We start from the raw sequence: 15,085 nt of genomic DNA, 5'->3' as shown, positions 1-15,085 counted from the left end.
CCGGCCTCGGGGCGGGAGGGCTCACAGACGATGCAGCCTGCTGAATCGGCGGAAGCGAATAATCGCCCCCGCACCCACTGACCTCATGCCCTATCCATGCCCTTCACAGCAGTCAGCAACGGTCAAAAACGGGGCAATGAAGCCCCCGCACACAGGTCCCATTGGCCACGTTTTCCCTGGTCACGCGCACCACATCCCCGGAGGGCGCCGTTGATTCCCAAGCTCAGAGCGCGGGTTCGATTCCCGTCACCCGCTCCAGCACCAGGCTCCAGGCCAGCGCCTGGGGCTTCTTCGTTGCACGGTGCCGCTGGCGTCTCCGGCAGCCCGCGATGACGCGCCGAGATGCGACAGATCACAGACTTGGCGCAGCGCGAGATCTCCGCGAGCGCGATAACTGGACCTGGGGCTACGACCCCGATGCCGAGCATGTCGTAGGCGGCTTGCCGCACGAGCGCTTGGCGGAGCAGCTGACGGTCCTGGGGCGCGACGCGGTCGACGTCGGCCGAGGAAATCCGCACGGCGGAGGTTTGCGGACACAGGACAGCGATGAGCTCTGCGGCCAAGGCCTCCCCGAGCTTCTCCGGCTCTCCGAACGACCCGGAAAGCGAGCCGGAAACCTGACGGGTCTCGCCGATTGCCCGCGCGTCCCTGGGAAGCCCGGCGAGCGTGGACCCGCACAGGGCATCGCGTGCGTCCTCCCGCCCTGGCGGAGGCATCAGGATGAGGCCGGGTTCCGGCCGGCATCGGCCTTGGCGGTTTCGGGTGCGGTCGGCTGGCGTGGCTTGGAGGGGTGGAGCACGGAGTGGGCCGTTTCGGTGTCGAAGTCGTTCTCCCATTTGCCGATGACGATGGTGGCGACGGCATTGCCCAGGACGTTGATGAAGACGCGGCCCTCGTTGAGGATGCGGTCGACGCCGACGATGAGGGAGAGGGCGGCCAGCGGGATGTGGCCGACCGCTGTGACCGTGCTGGCCAGGACAATGAACGCGCCTCCGGCGATGCCCGCGGTGCCCTTGCTGGTGAGCATCATGACGCCGACCATGACGAGTTGCTGCTGCCAGGAGAGGTCGATGCCGACCGCCTGGGCCAGGAACATGGAGGCCATCGTCAGATAGACCGCGGAGCCGTCGAGGTTGAAGGAGAACCCGGAGGGGATGACGATGCCGACCACGGGGCGGCCGATGCCGAGGGTCTCCAGCTTGCGCACCAGCTGTGGCAGGACGGCCTCGCTGGAGCAGGTGCTCAGGGCCACGAGCAGCTCGGTCCTGAGGAAGCGGATGAGGGCGAACAGGCTCAGCCCGCAGGCACGCATGATGGCGCCCAGCACCACCAGGACATAGAGGACGCAGGTCGCGGTGAACAGGATGATGAGGTAGCCGAGTTGTTTCAGGCTCTCGGCTCCATAGGTGGCGACCACCGTGGCGAGGGCACCGAAGGTGCCGACCGGGGCCAGGCGCATGACCCAGCCCACGATGCGGAAGACCACATCGGACAGGGCACGGACGCCGTCGACAAGTGGGGCCGCCTGTTCGCCGGACATGTTCAGCGCGACACCGAACACGATCGACACCATCAGGGCGGCCAGGATCGCGTCACCGGTGATCGCCCCGAACAGCGAGGCGGGGATCAGCGAGGAGACGAATCCGGTGAAGGTGGCATGTTCCTGGGCGGTCTCGGGCACGTCGTCGGCGTTCAGCGTCGACGGGTCGACGTGCAGGCCGCTGCCGGGATGGAAGACGTTGGCGACCACCAGTCCGATGAGCATGGACGCGAGCGACAGCACGAGGAAGTAGCCGATCGCCTTCACACCGATACGGCCCGCTTTACGCAGGTTGTCCATGGAGGCGATGCCGGTGGCCACCACACAGAAGACGACCGGAATCACGATCATCTTGACCAGCGCGATGAACCAGTCGTTGAGCGGCTTGAGGCTCTCCCCGAAGCCGGGCGCGACGATACCGACGGCGACCCCGAGGGCAGCGGCCAGCACCACCTGGAACCACAGCTCACGCATGAGTCGGCTCAGCCGCGACCGGTGCGACCGCTGCGGAGGCCGCGGACGCCGCGGACCGTCAGGGGTGACGGTGGTTGATGTCATCGTTGGTGCTCCCTTGCACGACGATGGTGAAAGGTCCCTGTCCCGTGGGGGGTTGGGGTTCTTGGGGGACGCGGCACCGACCGCGTCCCCGTGACGTGCGCGGCGTACGTACGGCCGTACGGCCCCCTCCGCCCCGCCGGTCCGGCTCAGCTGTGCAGGTCGCGAAGCACCTTGTAGAAGTCGGCCTTGCGCTCGAACCCAATGCCGGGAGTGTCGGTGAGCGCGACCCGGCTCTTCTCGACGACGGCGTCATCGGCGAAGCCGCCGGTGGGCTGGAACTCCCCCGGGTAGGACTCGTTGCCGCCGAGCTTGAGGGCGGCGGCGATGTGCAGGGAGAACTGATGTCCGCCGTGCGGAACGCAGCGGCGGGAGGACCAGCCGTGCCGGCGCAGCATGTCCTGGATGCGCAGGTACTCGACCAGGCCGTACGCGAGTGCCGGGTCGACCTGGATGATGTCGCGGTCGGGGCGCAGGCCGCCGTAGCGGATCAGGTTGCGGGCGTCTTGTAGGGAGAACAGGTTCTCGCCGGTGGCGATCCGGCCGGGATAGTTCTCGGCGACGACGGCGTTGAGCCGGTAGTCCAGGGGGTCGCCGATCTCCTCGTACCAGAACAGGCCGTACGGCTCGATGGCCCGTCCGTACTCCAGGGCGGTGGCGAGATCGAAGCGGCCGTTGACGTCGACCGCCAGCCGGGAGCCGTCCCCGTCCAGGACGTCGATGACTGCCTCGATGCGCCGCAGGTCCTCGGTCAGGTCGGCGCCGCCGATCTTCATCTTGACGACGTCGTAGCCGAGGTCGAGGAAGCCGCGCATCTCGTCCTGGAGGTCGGTGAGGGTCTTGCCGGGGGCGTAGTAGCCGCCGGCGGCGTAGACGAACACGGAGTCATCGGGCCGGCCATCGCCGTAACGCTCCGACAGCCACCGGTACAGCGGCTTGCCCGCGATCTTGGAGGCGAGGTCGAACCCGGCGACGAGCCCCGCACCCGTGACCTCGAGGAGCACCACCGCCTCGTCGCCCTCATCGCGGACGGCCGGGCCCCCGAGGCCGCGCAGCTCATGCGCGACCACATCACCCACAGCCTCACGGCCACGGCCATCAGCGCCCTCGAAGACCGGGAGAGCCACCGGCACGACTGACTCGAGCGCGGTGGCGCCTCCCGTGGGGCGCCTCGCGCGGGCGGTCGGCGGTCGGCGGTCGGGGGTCGGCTCAGTCGGTTTTGACGGGGGTCAGGTTGAAGCCGTCGTGGGGCTTGCCCGCGAAGAGGTCGGCCAGGCCGCCGCTGAGCGCGTACGTCATCCCGTTCGGTCCCGCGGTCACGTCGCTGGTGACGGGATCCTCGACGGTGTCGGTGACCTTCACCGTGGCCTTCTTCCAGCCGTCATGGGGTTCCACACGCTGGATCTGGGCGGGCTTGCCGGTCAGCAGGCCGCTGTTGACCGCCGCGATCGAGCCGTCCTTCAGGAGCCGCATGCCGGCCGTGGGGGAGCCCAGCGGCGCGGAGAGCTTCACCTCCTGCGCCTTTTCGGGATCTTTGACGGGCACTCCGTCCGGCCCACCCGGGGGCAGCGGTCGCTCCGGGTAGGCGACGGTCCGTACGAGGTCGGTCCCGTTGGGCGCCTGGCGGGCCTCCCACATCCGTATCTCGCGGTACGCGGCGCCGTCCTCCGGCCCGCTCTCCCCCTCGCCCTCGTGCACAACAGCCGCAACGCGATGGCCGGGACTCTTATCGGGCCCCGCGGACTCGACGGCCCGCGTCAGGCAGGACGCGGAACGCCTTGTGACGAGCAGACCGGCAGCCATGATCGCCTCTGGGGCCGCTTGGTGCTCCGGGTGCGCGGAATCGAGCGCGGCCAGCAGACCGGAAGTGTCGGCGATGACGATGCTCGGCGCATCGCCTCCGCCCCAATGGCTCGACCGCGGCTCGGCCCTTCTCGCCGAGATTCGCACCAACCCTTGACTCGCGATGCACGCGTGGGCACCATCCTCCCACCCTTTCTGAGAAAAGTTATCACTCCATGAGAAACGCGAGGGTGTCGATGCGTGTGGGAATCCTTGGGCTGGGCGAGGCCGGGGCGTTGTACGCCGCAGGTTTCGCAGAAAACGGCTGGTCCGTAGTGGGGTACGACCCCGGCGACGTGCCGACGCCGACCGGCGTCACCCGGGCGGCCAGCGTGGCGGACGCGGTGGGCGAGGCCGATCTTGTGCTGGGGCTGACGGGGGCCAAGGCGGCCGCGTCGGTAGCGGTGGAGGCGGCGCCGCACCTGCGGGACGATGCCGTCTTCGCGGACATGAACGCCGGAGCGCCCGAGCTCAAGCGGAAGATCGACGGCGTCGTCACCAAAAGTGGGCGGGCGGTCTTCGCGGATGTGTCCGTGATCGGTTCGGTTCCCACGTACCGCCACCGCACAGCCCTGGTGGTCAGCGGGCGCGGGGCCTCGGTGGTGGCGGAACACTTCCGGGCGCTGGGGGCGCCCGTGGAGGACCTGGGCGGTGAGCCGGGGACGGCGTCGGCCCGCAAGCTGCTGCGCAGCCTCTTCATGAAGGGGCTGGGCGCCGTCATCGTGCAGACGGTGGAGGCCGGCCGCGCCGCCGGCGACGAGCAGTGGGTGCGCCAGCAGATCATCCAGGAGCTCGCCGACGGCGAGGCCACATTGGAACGCCTGTACGCAGGAACGTTCAAGCACGGGGTGCGGCGGGCCGGCGAGGTGGCCGCCGCGGCCGACCTGATGGCGGATCTCGGCCTGGACGCGACCTTGGCCCGCGGCATCAGCAGGCTGCACACCCTTGCCGCCCGCCAGGATGGGCTGCGCGCCACCCCGCTGGTGACCGAGGCATTGCTGGCGGCGTACGAGGGGCTGCCGACGGCCAACATCGGCGATGCGCGTGACCGGCTGGGTCTGGTCGACTCCGGCATCAGTCCGCTGTGGACCGGTGCCCGCGCGGTGGGCCGCGCGCTGACGGTGTTGACGCGTGCCGGGGACAACCGGGCCATCCACGAAGCGCTGCGGATCGCCGGGCCCGGTGACCTGATCGTGGTCGACGGTCAGGGCGACACGTCCCGCGCCCTGATCGGCGAGCTGATCGCCGAGCGCGCCAAGGCTCGCGGGGTGGTCGGTATGGTGCTCGACGGCGCCGCCCGCGACGTGGCGGTCCTGGAAGAGATCGGCTTCCCGGTCTGGGCGCGCGCGGTCACCCCCGCCGGCCCCTACAAGGACGGCCCCGGCAGGGTGAACGTCGCCGTCGCCGTGGGCGGCGCGGTGTGCGGGCCGGGTGACCTGGTCGTCGCGGACGGCGACGGAGTCGCCGTCCTTCCCGCCGAAGAGGCGGAGGCGACACTGGTCGCGGCACGTGAGATCGAGGCCGACGAGGCGCGCCGCCGCAGCGGCATCCGGGCCGGACAGGCCGGATACGCCGAACAGGCCGAACAGGCCGAACAGGCCGAACACACCGGGCACACCGGGCAGGCCGAACACGCCGGACAGACGGGACGGACCGCGGACGGACCGGCAGGAGAGGCAGCATGATCGCGATATGGGCCCTGGTCGCCTACATGACGGCCATCATCGTCTGGAACGCCGTACTGAAGAGGAACATCGGCGAAGCCCTCCTCGTCGGATTCGTGGTGACCGGCCTGTTCGCGGGCGGCGACATCGCCCACGTCATGTGGGACGGATTCGCCGAAGCGATGCAGGAGGAGGTCACCTTCGCCGCGCTGGCCTTCGTGTTCATGAGCTACTTGCTGAGCCGTACGCCGGTCCTGGACCAACTGCTGAACATCCTCAACTCCCTGCTCGGCCGTCTGCGCGGCGGACCGGTGTACACCTCGACCGTCGCCGCGGGCATCTTCGGCGCCATCGCCCACGTCGGAGCGGCCGTCACCGCCGCCGTCGGCTCGGTGACCATCCCGTGGATGAAGCGCTCCAAGGTCAGCGGTGAACTCGCCGCCACCGTCGCCGCCGGTGGCGCGGGTATGGGCGTTACCTTCCCGTTCAGCTCCACCATGTTCATCCTGATGGGTTCGGCCGGGGTGGCGGCGCTGGTCTCCAAGGACGAGATCGTGCTGCCGCTGTTCATGGGTGGGCTGTGGTGTCTGGGCTACCGCCTGCTCGCGGCGTTCTGGATGGTCCGCCGCCACAAGATCCAGCCCATGGACCGCGCCGATCTGCTGCCGCTCAGGGTCAGCCTGGGCGCGGGGTGGACCAGCCTGTTCCTGTTCGCCGGGATGGTCGTTCCGCTGCTGCTCACCCGCGGACCGACCGGCGGTGAGCTGGGCCGCTACGTCGGTGTCGTGATGTCGGACGCGATCAGTCTGATCACCTGGATACCGGTCCTGCTCATCGGGATCGTGCTGTTCCTGGGCCGCCGCCGGCTGCCCCGCGCCGGCCGCGGGTGGTGGCAACTGCTGGAGGGGGCCGCGCCGCAATTCGGTGTCATCGGCGTCACGATCGTGGCCGCGTTCTCCGCCTCGAACGTCCTCGGTGAGCTGGGGCTGCCGCAGCAACTCACCGACGTGCTGACGCAACTGCACGCACCGAAGTGGGCCATGACCCTGATCGTGGGGGTGATCGTCGTCGCCGTCGCCATCCCGCTCACCGCGAGTGCCACCATGGCCGCCATCGGCCCGGTCGCCGTCTCGTCCCTGGCCGAGGCCGGTGTGCCGGCCGCCACCGCCTGCGTCGCCGTGCTGATCTTCGCCTCGACCGAGGGCGCTTCGCCGCCGTCCGGCGCCCCGATCTACGTGGCCAGCGGCATCGCCGGAGTCAACCCGGCCCGTACCTTCGCTCCCCTCGTCGGCTACTACTGCCTGCCGATCCTTCTGATCGGCGCCGCGGTGGCCACCGGCGTACTGCCCGTCTGATCCGCTCTTCCACCCTTCCGTACGAACATACGAACGTACGACGTACGAACGTACGAACGTACGAACCACGCGAGGTCGTGCCATGCCCCTCCACCTGATCAGAATCCTCTTCCGCCTCGGCGTCCTCGGCTTCCTGCTCGGCGGCCTCTGCATCGTCCTGGGCCAGACCCTGGGACTGGCCCTCGGCGACGCCGCCTGGGTCAACGGTGTCGCCACCACCGCCGGGCCCCCGACCTTCATCACCGCCGGCATCACCGGCCTGCTCGCCTACGTCCTGTCGTACGCCCGTCCCGGCGACCCGGAACCGGCCACGACCACACCCGAGCCCCAACCCGCCGAAACCGCACCGCGGCCGGAATAGGACGCACCGCTCCGGGTGGATCTTGTGCGCATCCACGCCGCTGCTCGCATGCTGATAACACTTATCAGGAAATTCCGCGGCCGAGCAGACCACCCAGGAGCCGACCCATGGCCACCCCCTCCTCTCCGATGCGCTCGGTCGACCGAGCCTTCGACGTCCTGTCCGTGCTGGAGGACGCCCGCCACCCGCTGCGGCTGAGCGAGATCGCGCGCCGCTCCGAGCTTCACGTGGCCACCGCTCAGCGCATCCTGAACGTCCTCCTCGACCGCGGCTACGCCGTCAGGGAAGAACCCGGTTACGTCGCGGGACCGGCGTCCGTGGCCACCGCCCACGCCTTCCTCGTCAACAACCGGCTCAGCCAGGTCGCCCTGCCCGTACTCCAGGAACTGGCCGCGACCACCGGCATGACGTCCACCCTGTACGTACGCGTCGGCCTCTCCCGGGTGCTGATCGCCCGCGTCGAGGGCCTCAATCCGCTCCGTTACCAACTGCCCATCGGCGAAAAGCTCCCCCTGCACCTGGGCGCCGGGAAATCCCTGGCCGCCTGGCTGCCCGAGGAGGAACTCGACGCCTACGTCGACAGCGTCGCCCCCTTCGCCCGGATCTCCGGCGAACGTGTCAGCGCCGAAGACCTGCGCGGCGAGCTCCAGCGTGTCAAGGACGACGGCCACGCCGTCTCGCTCAGCGAACGGGTCCTGGACGTCACCGCCATCAGCGCCGCGGTCCGCCGCGGCGACGAGGTCCTCGGCGCGCTCAGCGTCGCCGGTCCCAGCGGCGACCTGCCCAGCGCCGACCACCCACGCGTCATCACCGAAGTACGCCGGGCGGCCGGCGCCATCGCCGCCCGCTGTCCCTGAACAGAAAGCGTCTCTCCCCTTGTCCCACCCCTTGCCGTACCTCACCTACGACGAGCTGCTGCGGCGCACCGACGCCCCGCCCGGCTCCAGCTGGAACCTCTTCGCCGACCAGCCCGAACGCGGCATGGCCAACTTCGCGGGCCCGCGACAGATCCGGCGGGCGGCGCAAGAGGTCCACGACGGACGCGCCTTCAACCTCGACCACGCCCTCGACGCCTTCGACCCGCCCATGTCCCGGGCCCGCTCCATCCCCCACCACCGCATCACCGCCAAACACGAGCAGGCTCGCGACGACGTCCTGGAGGGCTTCTTCCTCCAGGCCAGCAGCCAGATCGACGGCTTGCGCCACCGCCGCGCCTCCGGGTACGGCTTCTACAACGCCGTGCCCGACGATGAGATCGCGCCGCGAAGCCCGCGCCTGGGCGTGCAGTTGTGGGCCGAAACCCCGCTGGCCGGGCGCGCGCTCCTCATCGACATCGACGGCCTCCTCCGCGGCCGCGGCACGCCGCTCGACCACACGGCGGGCCCCGCCCTCGGCCCCGAGCTGCTCGACGCGGCGCTCGAGGCACAGCGTTGCCGGGTCGAACCCGGCGATCTGGTGCTCGTCCACACCGGCTGGGCCCACTGGTACCTCACCGCCGAACCCGGCGCACGGGCCGCGGTCCGCGCCGAGCGGCGCGCCACCGGGTTCGTCCAGTCCCGGGACTTCGTCGCCTGGTGCTGGGACCACCGCATCGCGCTGCTGGCCACGGACACCTTCGCCGTCGAAGTCCTCCCCGTGGTGCCCGAGAGCGACTTCCACACCAGCGCGCCCGAGGACGGCGGCATGATGCACCAGGAACTGATCGCCAAGCTCGGCCTGCCGCTGGGTGAGCTGTGGAATCTGACCGCCCTGACGGCCGACTGCCGGGCCACCGGCCGCTGGACCAGCCTGCTGACCGTCAAGCCGCTCAACCTCACCGGTGGCGTCGGCTCCCCCGCCAACGCCACCGCTCTGCGCTGACGAACACGACACCGCCACACCCCAACGGCCCTGCGGCCACGCCGGTTGATGGCACGTCAGCCGTTCGTTAGCGGGGCGCTAATGGAACGGTAGCGGTCAGCGGCAGGGTGGGTGGCACACCGAGCGAAACGTCGCCGGGCGCAGTATTCCGCTGATGACGAAGAGGGTCATTCCATGCTTGTCAACCGCTCCCGGATCCGTACGTTCGCCGGTGCGAGTCTGCTGGTGACGGCCGCGATGTTCGCCACCGCTTGCCAGAACTCGGACGACTCGAGCAGTGGGTCCGGTGACTCGTCCGCCTCCGCCGAGGCCACGGCCGAGGCCACCGCCAAGGGCTCGACCGGGGCGGACACCGGGAAGGACACCGGGAAGGACGCCGACTCCGGCTCGTCGGGCGGGTCCTCCGGTGCCAAGGGCGAGGGGAGCCAGGACGGGTCCGGTGCCGACACCGGGAATGGTGAGCGGGGCAAGGTCGGGCAGTCGTGCGGGGCCAATGACATTTCCTGGAGCACCAGGAACGAGTCGCAGGCCGGTGGCTACATCCTGGTCATCGCGAAGGCCAAGCCGGGGATCACCTGCACGCTGCCCGCCGCGCTTCCCACGGTGGCCTTCGGGTCGGACGGCACCGAGGCGGGCCCCGCGGAGCAGGCCGTCGGGCCCGCGATCACGCTGGGCAGGGGAACGACCGCCTACGCCGGGGTGAACCCGAAGACCACCAAGGAAAACGGTGGCAAGGAGCTGGACAGCATCATCGTCGGGATCGGCGATGAGGACCCCAACCCGGTCTCCCTGCCGGTCGGCACCATCACCGTCGACGAGCCCATCGTCACCAACTGGCACACCTCCGCGGCGGACGCTGTCCCCTTCGGCGGAACGGACCAGTAGCCCACGGGGGGTCGGCGCTGAACCGCGGTTCTCTCGCAGCAACAACGTTAGGAGTTCGTAGATGCTTCGCAAACGGTCACGTCTGATCGCCGCGCCGATCGCGGCTGTCGCCCTGTCCCTGACCGTCGCCGGTTACCACGCCAGTGCGGCCGGGTCGTCTCCCTCGGGCGGCGCGGGACAGCCGGGCAAGGTCACCAAGGCCGCGGGCCCGTGTCTGGCCGATGCCACGACGCTGGTCGGCGATCTCGACGGCGACGGCCACCCGGACAAGATCGCGAATCCTGGGCACACCGGCACCAAGATGACGATCCAGTGGGGTAACGCGGCCGGCTCGTTCGGCGCGAAGCAGTCCGTCAGCGCACTCCTCGGCGCGAAGAAGGGGGAGGTCGCGACCGCCGCGGTCGCCGACTTCCAGAACGACGGCACCCTGGACATGATCGTCAACATCGTCGAGCCGTCCGGCGGGGACGACCCCTCGACGGCGCGCGTCGCGGAGTACCGCCCCGGCCCGCTCAAGCGGTCGAACCTCGGCTCCGCCGAGTCCCGGCACTCCGACATCGGCGACCACGGCGAGGTCCAGCAGCTCCGGATCGCCAACTACGGCGACGACCCGTACCCGGACCTCGCGATCCTCAACAACTCCGGTGACGGGCAGCTGGACCGGGACGTGCGCCTGTCGTACGCGGGGAGCGGCCCGGGCGACTTCGACTACGCGCTGAAGGAGAAGTACGGCGAGTTCGGGTCCACGGCCGAGCCGCCGGCCATGCCGAGCGACGGTTGGAAGCAGTTCTACGAGTCCTGCTCCTGATCCTCACCGCGGCTGGGCACCGCCGGGTCCTCAGGACACCGGCGGCGTCCGGCGTGCCGTCCACCGATCGGTGGACAGGAAGTTCAACCGGGTACCGTCCGCCCTGATGGTCCCCGTCCGTCGGTCTCGGCGGCCCGCTGACGGACCACACGGGCTTCCAGCACGGCCTGCGCACCAGCCTGATCATCGCCGCGGCCGTACTGCTGGCGACCACGGCGGCGATCCCGCTGCTGCCCCCTCACCGCTCGTCGGACGTGGGCCCGGGCACGCGCTTCCGGTAGTGGACGCGGTCGTACTGGCCCTCCTGGCGGCGTTCGGTCACCTCGTATCCGTACCTCGGGTAGATCTCCTGGTTCTCCCACATGAGGGCGTTGGTGTAGAGCCGGATCTCCGGCAGGCCGAGGGCGCGGGCCTGGGTCTCGGCGAAGGTGAGCAGGTGCCTGCCCACGCCTTGGCGGTGGGCGTCGGGGTGTACGGCGATGTTCTCCAGGACGAGGTGGTCGGGCTCGGCCACCAGGACCAGCACGCCCACGACCGGGTCGCCGGTGACGAAGACGCGGCCCGCCGCGATGTCGGCCGCGTGGTCGGCGTCCATGGGCGCCGGGCGGAGGCCGATCCGGGCGACGTAGGGGCGGTACGCCGCGTCGATGACGGCCTTTACGGCGTCGGTGTCGTCGGCCGTCGCGGGGCGGATGTGGTGGTCCATGGCTCCACAGTGTGCGGCATACGGACGTCGAGGTGTGCTGGTCGAGGTGTGCTGATCGTGGGGGTCAGTCGGGCAGGTCGGGGGCCCTGGGGACACGGCGTCGGTCAGGCGGGCCGGCCGCGGGGGCCCCGGCGGGTCTGGGCCAGCCATTCCGGGGCCGGTTCGGGGTCGCCGTACGCGTCGTGCCAGTTCCACCACTCGTACGGCGGGGTCTGGGGGTAGCCCTCGGGCGAGTCCTCCCACACCTCCTGCCGTCCGAGCGCGGTCATGTCGAGGTAGCTCCAGGTGTTGCCCAGCGCCTCGTCGCCGCGGGCGTTGATGAAGTAGGTGCGGAACACGCGGTCGCCGTCGCGGATGAACGCGTTGGTGCCGTGCCACTCGTCCACGTCGAAGTCGGCGTCGAAGTCGTCGGTGATCGTGTACCAGGGCATCGTCCAGCCCATCCGCGCCTTCAGCCGCTCGATCTCCGGCTGCGGGGCGCGCGAGGCGAAGACGAGGGTGGTGTCGCGGGCGTTGAGGTGGGCGAGGTCGCCGACGTGGTCGGCGACCATCGAGCAGCCGCGGCAGGCGTGCTCGGGCCAGCCGTAGACGATGGGCTCGAAGAAGGCGCGGTAGAGGATCAGCTGACGACGCCCCGCGAACAGGTCGAGCAGGCTCACCCTGCCCTCGGGGCCGTCGAACGCGTACGCCTTCTCCACCGCCAGCCACGGCATCCGGCGACGCTTGGCGGCCAGTGCGTCACGGGCGCGGGTCAGCCGCTTCTCTTCCTCGAGCAGCTGCTGGCGTGCGGCCTCCCACTCCTGCGCCGAAACGATCGGGGGTGTTTCCATCGTGACGTTCACCTTCCAGTCCGGTTCCGGTCCGGTCCACGGCCCCCGCCATCCAGGGTCGGCCGTCGCGGGCGAGGGCGCACGCCGGTACGCCGGTGCGCCGGAAGTTGAACGTTCGATCGATCAGGCGGTCTTGTTGCCCATACGCGCTGCTCATACGCGTTGTCCATGCTCGTTGCTCATGGCGAATCCCCAGGCCAGCGGCCCGGGGATTCGCCATGCTGTGCGCGCCTACTTGCCGGTGCCGACCGGGTCCACCTTGATGGCGTCGCCGGAGCCGTCGGTGACCGGGACGTTGATGCTCACGGGGAGGGAGTGGGAGTGGGTCTCGTCGGGCGGGGTGACGACGAGGGTGGTGAAGGTCTCGCCGCTGCCGCCGGAGTCGTTCGGCGGGTAGGAGAGCGTGAAGCGGGTCTCCTCGCCCGGCTTGACCTTGGTCTTCGGCGCCTTGAGGTCGCTGCGCTGGGCGCTGATCGAGCCGTTCTTGCTCTTGAGGTCCACACCGGGGAAGCCCTGGAGGGTGCAGGGGGCGGACCCGTTGTTCTTGAGGTCGACGATCAGCGTGCCCTCACCCATGCCGTGCGAGCTCCTGAACCCCAGCTGCGAGGTCTTGCAGGCGTCCGCACCGGCGCCGCCACCGCCGCCCGCACCGCCATTGCCCTGGTTGCCACCGGCCGAACCGGACGAACCCCCGTCCGACGAGCCGGAACCGGACGAACCGGAGTCCGAGGAGTCGCTCGCGGCCGAGGAGGACGAGCTTCCGCCGGCGTCCGCGTTGTCCTGGCACGCGGTCAGACCGAACGCGGCGACAGCGACGACCGCCGCGGCGGCGGCCTTGCGGGCAACTTGTAGAACGAACCCGCTCAATATGAGCGCGAGCTATGGCATGTACGGCATCACCCCCTTCATCCGACCGAGCCCTCGCGGGTGGCCGAATTGACCCGGAAGAGCTCCGAAAACTTTCGATGACGAGACCTCGGAAATGATCTCTCATTCCTTCCTCTCACCGATCATCTCTAAATTTGATCAACGAGAGAAGGGCACTGAACAGGAAATACCCTCCCCCAAGAGATCACCAGCCACAGCAGAGCTTCCGTAATCCTTGCGGAAACTGTTGACAGCCCACGGCGCCGGTCCAACACTGTCCGCACCAACAGGCCAACGGGCCCCACCACAACCGAGGAGGAGGAAGCATGCACCGGGACGACACCCCCGCCCGGCCGATCAGCCGCAGAAACTTAATCGGCCGGGCCGGCGCCCTGACGCTGGTCACGTCCGGGCTGACGCTGCCCAGTATCGGAACCGCCCGCGCCGACACGACCATCACCACGAACCAGACCGGCACCAACAACGGCTTCTACTATTCGTTCTGGACCGACGGCGGTGGGTCGGTCTCCATGACGCTGTCGTCAGGCGGCAGTTACCGGACCTCATGGTCCAACTGCGGGAATTTCGTCTGCGGTAAGGGCTGGAGCAACGGCGGACGCAGGAACGTGCAGTACTCCGGCAGCTTCAATCCGTCCGGCAATGGCTATCTGTGCCTCTACGGCTGGACCTCGAACCCGCTCGTGGAGTACTACATCGTCGACAACTGGGGCACATACCGGCCCACGGGGACGTACAAGGGCACCGTCACCAGCGATGGCGGCACGTACGACATGTACCAGACGACGCGCTACAACGCCCCCTCGGTCGAGGGCATCCGGACCTTCAACCAGTACTGGAGCGTTCGGCAGTCGAAGAAGACGGGCGGAACCATCACCACGGGCAATCACTTCGACGCATGGGCCCGTTCCGGAATGGGTCTGGGCACCTTCAAGTACTACATGATCCTCGCGACTGAGGGATATCAGAGCAGCGGGAATTCGAATCTCACCGTGAGCGGATGAACGTCCTGACCGAACTCGGGCCAATGCGCTTGGCCCACACCTTCCGGAAGCCCCAGGCCGGCGGCCTGGGGCTTCTTCGGACGAGCCCCGCCAGTGGCTCCACTCCGCGTCTTCTGCCAAGCATCGGACAGCTCACCTCGTGAAAGCCCGAGGCCAGGGCCCAAGTCTCCGAACCGGCCTCGGAAAACCCCGCGCCGGGGGCGGGGTCGTGTCGTTAGGATCCGCGCATGGCCACAGCCGATCACTCAGTCCTCCATGTCCTTACGGGCTACCGGCCGAAGACCACCGCAGAATGGGCCGACGTCGAGCGGGTGCGCGGCGTCATCGAGACGGGCGCGCCCTGGGACCGGATGAGTCCCCTTCACCTCACCGCCTCCGCCCTGATCGTGCACCCCGACAGCGGCCGTGTGCTGCTGCGCTGGCACCAGCGCCACCAGTCGTGGCTGCTGGTCGGCGGGCATGGCGACCCTGGTGAGTACGACCCGCTCGCCATCGCGCTGCGGGAGGGGCGGGAGGAGACGGGGCTGCCCGACCTGGCCCCGTGGCCGGACGCGGAGGTACGGCATCTGGTGATCGTCCCGGTCCCCGCGAACAGCCGGGAGCCGGCGCATGAGCACGCCGACGTGCGCTTTGTGCTGGCCACCAGCGCTCCCGAGGCGGTACGGCCGGAGAACCCGGACGCACCGCTGCGCTGGCTGACGCCGGACGAGGCGCGGATGGCGATCACGGAGGCGAACATCCTGGACACCCTGTCCCGGGTGGAGCCCCTGCTCGCCCGCTGATCGCTCGA

15 protein-coding genes and 1 pseudogene are annotated in these 15,085 nt (G+C 69.5%); 9 read left to right on the top strand and 7 right to left on the bottom strand.

All coding sequences use genetic code 11. The annotated features are described in order from the left end of the window. Positions 1-715 precede the first annotated feature (715 nt). The 4 genes and pseudogenes from ACT2CW_RS04325 to ACT2CW_RS04310 form a co-directional block, all read right to left on the bottom strand. On the bottom strand, positions 716-2,014 hold the full coding sequence (locus ACT2CW_RS04325) for a cation:dicarboxylate symporter family transporter (RefSeq protein ID WP_445515541.1): 1,299 nt from the start codon (positions 2,012-2,014) through the stop codon (positions 716-718). 230 nt (positions 2,015-2,244) lie between these two features. Then, on the bottom strand, positions 2,245-3,222 hold the full coding sequence (locus tag ACT2CW_RS04320) for an enolase C-terminal domain-like protein (RefSeq protein WP_445515540.1): 978 nt from the start codon (positions 3,220-3,222) through the stop codon (positions 2,245-2,247). An 82-nt stretch (positions 3,223-3,304) separates the two neighbouring features. Then, positions 3,305-3,793 carry a hypothetical protein gene (locus ACT2CW_RS04315; RefSeq protein WP_445515696.1) on the bottom strand — a complete coding sequence of 163 codons (489 nt, stop codon included), beginning with the start codon at positions 3,791-3,793 and terminating at the stop codon, positions 3,305-3,307. A gap of 84 nt (positions 3,794-3,877) precedes the next feature. Then, positions 3,878-3,979 (bottom strand): annotated as a pseudogene (locus ACT2CW_RS04310) (VapC toxin family PIN domain ribonuclease); the annotation flags it as partial. A 155-nt stretch (positions 3,980-4,134) separates the two neighbouring features. On the opposite strand from ACT2CW_RS04310, the gene ACT2CW_RS04305 reads away from it, so the two are divergent. The 7 genes from ACT2CW_RS04305 to ACT2CW_RS04275 all read left to right on the top strand — a co-directional run bounded on the left by ACT2CW_RS04305 (position 4,135) and on the right by ACT2CW_RS04275 (position 10,870). Next, the gene (locus ACT2CW_RS04305; RefSeq protein WP_445515684.1) at positions 4,135-5,622 is read left to right on the top strand and encodes a DUF1932 domain-containing protein; all 1,488 of its coding nucleotides are present in this window, start codon (positions 4,135-4,137) and stop codon (positions 5,620-5,622) included. Continuing rightward, positions 5,619-6,956 carry a TRAP transporter large permease subunit gene (locus ACT2CW_RS04300; protein ID WP_445515539.1) on the top strand — a complete coding sequence of 446 codons (1,338 nt, stop codon included), beginning with the start codon at positions 5,619-5,621 and terminating at the stop codon, positions 6,954-6,956. Before ACT2CW_RS04305 ends, ACT2CW_RS04300 begins: the two co-directional genes overlap by 4 nt. Before the next feature lie 82 nt (positions 6,957-7,038). After that, positions 7,039-7,317, top strand: coding sequence for a hypothetical protein (locus ACT2CW_RS04295; protein WP_445515538.1), 279 nt, complete (start codon positions 7,039-7,041; stop codon positions 7,315-7,317). Positions 7,318-7,424: 107 nt separating this feature from the next. After that, positions 7,425-8,174, top strand: coding sequence for an IclR family transcriptional regulator (locus tag ACT2CW_RS04290; RefSeq protein ID WP_445515537.1), 750 nt, complete (start codon positions 7,425-7,427; stop codon positions 8,172-8,174). A gap of 19 nt (positions 8,175-8,193) precedes the next feature. Beyond that, complete coding sequence (locus ACT2CW_RS04285) at positions 8,194-9,177, top strand: cyclase family protein (protein WP_445515536.1); 984 nt, start codon at positions 8,194-8,196, stop codon at positions 9,175-9,177. 174 nt (positions 9,178-9,351) lie between these two features. Then, entirely contained in the window at positions 9,352-10,062 is a 711-nt protein-coding gene (locus ACT2CW_RS04280) for a DUF4232 domain-containing protein (protein WP_445515535.1), read from the top strand. 61 nt (positions 10,063-10,123) lie between these two features. Next, positions 10,124-10,870: an FG-GAP repeat domain-containing protein gene (locus ACT2CW_RS04275; protein ID WP_445515534.1), complete on the top strand. Its 747-nt coding sequence runs from the start codon at positions 10,124-10,126 to the stop codon at positions 10,868-10,870. A 238-nt stretch (positions 10,871-11,108) separates the two neighbouring features. Here the strand turns inward: ACT2CW_RS04275 and ACT2CW_RS04270 are convergent, their stop codons facing one another. The 3 genes from ACT2CW_RS04270 to ACT2CW_RS04260 form a co-directional block, all read right to left on the bottom strand. Beyond that, positions 11,109-11,576, bottom strand: a complete 468-nt coding sequence (locus ACT2CW_RS04270; RefSeq protein ID WP_445515533.1) for a GNAT family N-acetyltransferase — start codon at positions 11,574-11,576, stop codon at positions 11,109-11,111. A gap of 104 nt (positions 11,577-11,680) precedes the next feature. Next, a complete protein-coding gene (locus ACT2CW_RS04265; protein WP_445515532.1) occupies positions 11,681-12,406 on the bottom strand; it encodes a DUF899 domain-containing protein in 726 nt (241 codons plus the stop codon). 231 nt (positions 12,407-12,637) lie between these two features. Continuing rightward, positions 12,638-13,273 carry a DUF4232 domain-containing protein gene (locus ACT2CW_RS04260; RefSeq protein WP_445515531.1) on the bottom strand — a complete coding sequence of 212 codons (636 nt, stop codon included), beginning with the start codon at positions 13,271-13,273 and terminating at the stop codon, positions 12,638-12,640. Positions 13,274-13,599: 326 nt separating this feature from the next. Between ACT2CW_RS04260 and ACT2CW_RS04255 the strand changes: the two genes are divergently transcribed. Together ACT2CW_RS04255 and ACT2CW_RS04250 are read left to right on the top strand one after the other, a co-directional pair. Next, positions 13,600-14,295, top strand: a complete 696-nt coding sequence (locus ACT2CW_RS04255; protein ID WP_164433445.1) for a glycoside hydrolase family 11 protein — start codon at positions 13,600-13,602, stop codon at positions 14,293-14,295. Between the two features lie 227 nt (positions 14,296-14,522). Continuing rightward, on the top strand, positions 14,523-15,077 hold the full coding sequence (locus ACT2CW_RS04250) for an NUDIX hydrolase (protein ID WP_445515530.1): 555 nt from the start codon (positions 14,523-14,525) through the stop codon (positions 15,075-15,077). Positions 15,078-15,085 lie beyond the last annotated feature (8 nt).

The organism is Streptomyces sp. NEAU-174, from assembly GCF_052665095.1.
The sequence above is the reverse complement of the archived record's forward strand: the minus strand, read 5'-3'. Positions and strand labels throughout refer to the sequence as shown.

Bases quoted from the DNA above. Each gene is read 5' to 3' on its own strand.
- ACT2CW_RS04325 (WP_445515541.1), bottom strand. From the start codon at position 2,014: ATGCGTGAGCTGTGGTTCCAGGTGGTGCTGGCCGCTGCCCTCGGGGTC.
- ACT2CW_RS04305 (WP_445515684.1), top strand. From the start codon at position 4,135: ATGCGTGTGGGAATCCTTGGGCTGGGCGAGGCCGGGGCGTTGTACGCC.
- ACT2CW_RS04300 (WP_445515539.1), top strand. From the start codon at position 5,619: ATGATCGCGATATGGGCCCTGGTCGCCTACATGACGGCCATCATCGTC.
- ACT2CW_RS04295 (WP_445515538.1), top strand. From the start codon at position 7,039: ATGCCCCTCCACCTGATCAGAATCCTCTTCCGCCTCGGCGTCCTCGGC.
- ACT2CW_RS04290 (WP_445515537.1), top strand. From the start codon at position 7,425: ATGGCCACCCCCTCCTCTCCGATGCGCTCGGTCGACCGAGCCTTCGAC.
- ACT2CW_RS04280 (WP_445515535.1), top strand. From the start codon at position 9,352: ATGCTTGTCAACCGCTCCCGGATCCGTACGTTCGCCGGTGCGAGTCTG.
- ACT2CW_RS04275 (WP_445515534.1), top strand. From the start codon at position 10,124: ATGCTTCGCAAACGGTCACGTCTGATCGCCGCGCCGATCGCGGCTGTC.
- ACT2CW_RS04270 (WP_445515533.1), bottom strand. From the start codon at position 11,576: ATGGACCACCACATCCGCCCCGCGACGGCCGACGACACCGACGCCGTA.
- ACT2CW_RS04265 (WP_445515532.1), bottom strand. From the start codon at position 12,406: ATGGAAACACCCCCGATCGTTTCGGCGCAGGAGTGGGAGGCCGCACGC.
- ACT2CW_RS04255 (WP_164433445.1), top strand. From the start codon at position 13,600: ATGCACCGGGACGACACCCCCGCCCGGCCGATCAGCCGCAGAAACTTA.
- ACT2CW_RS04250 (WP_445515530.1), top strand. From the start codon at position 14,523: ATGGCCACAGCCGATCACTCAGTCCTCCATGTCCTTACGGGCTACCGG.